This is a genomic window from Pseudomonas sp. AGC41 (assembly GCF_057334555.1).
In genome coordinates this window covers 1-3042 of the sequence record NZ_JBHFJB010000115.1, presented here as the reverse complement: position 1 = coordinate 3042, position 3042 = coordinate 1, and the positions used below count along the sequence as shown (strand labels likewise).

General features: G+C 61.8%; 3 protein-coding genes. 2 read left to right on the top strand and 1 reads right to left on the bottom strand.

Annotated features, from left to right (window positions below; all coding sequences use genetic code 11):
- Positions 1-46: 46 nt before the first annotated feature.
- Positions 47-925 (bottom strand): DMT family transporter, encoded by an 879-nt coding sequence (locus ACE04F_RS19165; protein ID WP_486109128.1) that lies wholly within the window; start codon positions 923-925, stop codon positions 47-49.
- 249 nt (positions 926-1174) lie between these two features.
- Between ACE04F_RS19165 and ypfJ the strand changes: the two genes are divergently transcribed.
- Together ypfJ and ACE04F_RS19155 are read left to right on the top strand one after the other, a co-directional pair.
- On the top strand, positions 1175-2062 hold the full coding sequence (gene ypfJ, locus ACE04F_RS19160; protein ID WP_434571663.1) for a KPN_02809 family neutral zinc metallopeptidase: 888 nt from the start codon (positions 1175-1177) through the stop codon (positions 2060-2062).
- A complete protein-coding gene (locus tag ACE04F_RS19155; protein WP_486109125.1) occupies positions 2063-3010 on the top strand; it encodes an alpha/beta fold hydrolase in 948 nt (315 codons plus the stop codon).
- The last annotated feature ends 32 nt before the right edge of the window (positions 3011-3042 follow it).

The window sequence follows — 3042 nt, the reverse complement described above, 5'->3', positions numbered from 1 at the left end:
AGCTACCCCCCACAAAAGCCTCTGCTCGCCAAAAAAGGGTTGAGCTTTACTTGCGCCGCTGCTGCCATGCCGCTGCCAACCCACTCAAGCAGATCAGGACGATACCCACTACCGTAGTCAACGTCGGCGTATGGCTGAACAACAGCCAGCCGAGCAGCCCGGCGAAGATAATCTGGCAATACCCGAATGGCGCCAGCAACGCCGGGGCGGCGAAGCGGAAAGCCTGGGTCAGCATCAGGTGCGCGGTCATCCCGCAGGCGCCCAGCGCCAGCATCATCAGTCCGTGCGTCACGCTGGGTACCTGCCAGAAGAACGGCACCAACGCGCTCATTACCAGCGTGTTGCATAGCCCCGCGAAAAAGTTGCTGGTCGTGGGGCTGTCGATCTCGGCGAGCTTGCGGGTGAGCAGTTGGTAGAAGCAGAAAAACAGCGCCGAACAGAACGGCAACAGCACCGCCGGCGTGAACAGATCGCCACCGGGGTGAACGATGATCAACACCCCGATAAATCCGAAGATCACCGCGATCCACTGACCGCGCGTCACGTGTTCACCCAGCAGCGGCACCGACAGCGCGGTGACCAGCACGGGCGCAAGGAAGTTGACCGCAGTCGCCTCGGCGAGTGGGATGTACATCAGCGCCGTGGTGAAAAACAGACTGGTGCCCAACAGGCACAACGCCCGGGCCAGTTGCCACAACGGACGCTTGGTCCGCAGCACCCGCAGCCCCGAGCGCGGCAGGAAAATGCCCGCCATCAACAAGGTGTGCACCACGTAACGCGCCCAGACCACCATGATGATCGGATAAAAACCCGAGAGATATTTGGACAACGCGTCGTGACTGGAGAACAGGAACGTTGCGACCAGAATAAGCACGATGCCCTTGAATGCCTGGTTGACGCCGGAGAGCGGAGTGCTGACGGTCATGAGGGAAACCTGCGTTGCTTGATGTAAAGGCCGTGATCCTTGATGCACTTGTTGGGCCAGCGAGGATTCCGATAGTTCTGGTCCGAAGTGTAATGAAAATTCCGCCCTCGGGCAGGATCGGCGCACCGATGAACCAAAATCCCTGTCAGTTGCCTGAAAGCTCAAGCATGCGCGCACCTTGCGCTCCTGAAAGCTAGACTCTTCGCCACAGCAGCCATTCTTCGCACGGTCATTCAGAGGATTTCCCCCATGTTATGGAAAAAAGGTCGCCGCAGTGACAACGTGGTGGACGCCCGCGGAGACGGTGGGGGCGGCGGCGGGATGCGTTTTGGTGGCGGCAAGGGCTTGAGCCTGACGGCCATTATCCTGATCGTCGGCATCGGCTGGATCACCGGCCAGGACCCTATGCAGATTCTCGGGCAACTGACCGGGCAGATGGACCAGGCTTCCGCGCCCGCTCCTTCGCAAACGCGCCAGGCGCCACCGGCCAACGACGAACAGGCTGAATTCGTGCGCTCCATCCTGGGCGATACCGAAGACACCTGGGGCCAGGTTTTCCAACAGGCCGGGCGCCAATACCAGCAACCGAAGCTGGTGCTGTTCAGCGGTCGGGTCAACTCGGCGTGCGGCCTCGCGTCCTCGGCGACCGGCCCCTTCTACTGTCCGGCGGACCGGCAGGTTTACCTGGACATGAGTTTCTTCAAGGAAATGTCCCAGCGCTTTTCCGCCGCCGGAGACTTTGCCCAAGCCTACGTCATCGCTCATGAGGTGGGCCACCACGTGCAGACGCTGCTCGGCGTGTCGGCGAAAATCCAGGAAGCGCGCCAGCAAGGCCGGCAAATGGAAGGCGACGGTGGTTTGCTGGTGCGCCAGGAACTGCAGGCCGATTGCCTGGCGGGCGTCTGGGCCAACCATGCGCAAAAGCGCCTGAACTGGCTTGAACCGGGGGATATCGAGGAGGCCTTGACCGCCGCCAACGCCATTGGCGACGATCGCTTGCAGCAACAAGGCCAGGGCCGCGTGGTGCCGGACTCGTTTACTCACGGCACTTCCGCGCAACGGGTGCGCTGGTTCAAGACCGGTTTTTCTCAAGGCCAGGTCAGCCAGTGCGACACCTTCGCGGCGAAAACCCTGTAGATGAAGTGGCGGGCAGTGATCGGGCTGCTGCTGTGCTGCGCCGTAGCCCAGGCCGAGGAACACGGCGTCAAGGTGATCGCCGAGGGACGCTTGCAGATCAGGGGCGGCGCCATGGCCGTCGGTGTCAGCCCGCCACCGGCCTCGATCGAGCGGGTGCTGATCATCCTCCATGGTCGGCTGCGCAATGCCGATACTTACTTGCACAGCGCTGAAAAAGCCGCGGCACAAGCCGGTCAATCGGCGACGACGTTGATCATTGCCCCACAGTTTCTCAACGAACACGACGTGGCCCGCCATCAGTTGCCTGCTGAAATCCTGCGCTGGCAGGGCAACGACTGGATGGCGGGCGGCCTGTCCACGGGGCCGAAACCGCTCAGCTCATTCCAGGTGCTGGACGACATCGTTGCGCGGGTCAGCGACCGCCAGCAGTTTCCCGCAGTGAAAGACATCGTCATCGCCGGTCACTCCGGCGGCGCCCAAGTGGTGCAGCGTTATGCCCTGCTTGCCCATGGCCCTTATCGCATCAGCCCACGGTTCGTCATCGCCAACCCTTCGTCCTATGCCTACCTGGACGCACAGCGGCCCATGGCGTTCGACCCGGTCAGTTGTCCAGGCTTCAATCGCTGGAAATACGGCCTGGAAAACCTGCCCGCCTACGCCACCGGGCAAACACCCGCCCAGCTCGAGGATCGCTACATCAAGCGCGACATCGTCTATCTGCTTGGGCAACAGGACATCGACCCGGAACATCCGGCGCTGGATAAAGGTTGTGAAGCGCAGACACAAGGGGCGTATCGGCTGCTACGCGGGCAATTCTTCTTTGACTACCTGAGCCGGCGCCATCCGCAAGGGTTGAACCAGCGACTGATCGAAGTGCCCGGGGTTGGGCACGATGGGGACGGGATGTTCAATTCGCCGGAGGGGTTGAGGGTGTTGTTTGGGCAGTGAGCCCTGTGTCGACAGGGAAACCCTTTCGCGAG

Bases quoted from the DNA above. Each gene is read 5' to 3' on its own strand.
- ACE04F_RS19165 (WP_486109128.1), bottom strand. From the start codon at position 925: ATGACCGTCAGCACTCCGCTCTCCGGCGTCAACCAGGCATTCAAGGGC.
- ypfJ (WP_434571663.1), top strand. From the start codon at position 1,175: ATGTTATGGAAAAAAGGTCGCCGCAGTGACAACGTGGTGGACGCCCGC.
- ACE04F_RS19155 (WP_486109125.1), top strand. From the start codon at position 2,063: ATGAAGTGGCGGGCAGTGATCGGGCTGCTGCTGTGCTGCGCCGTAGCC.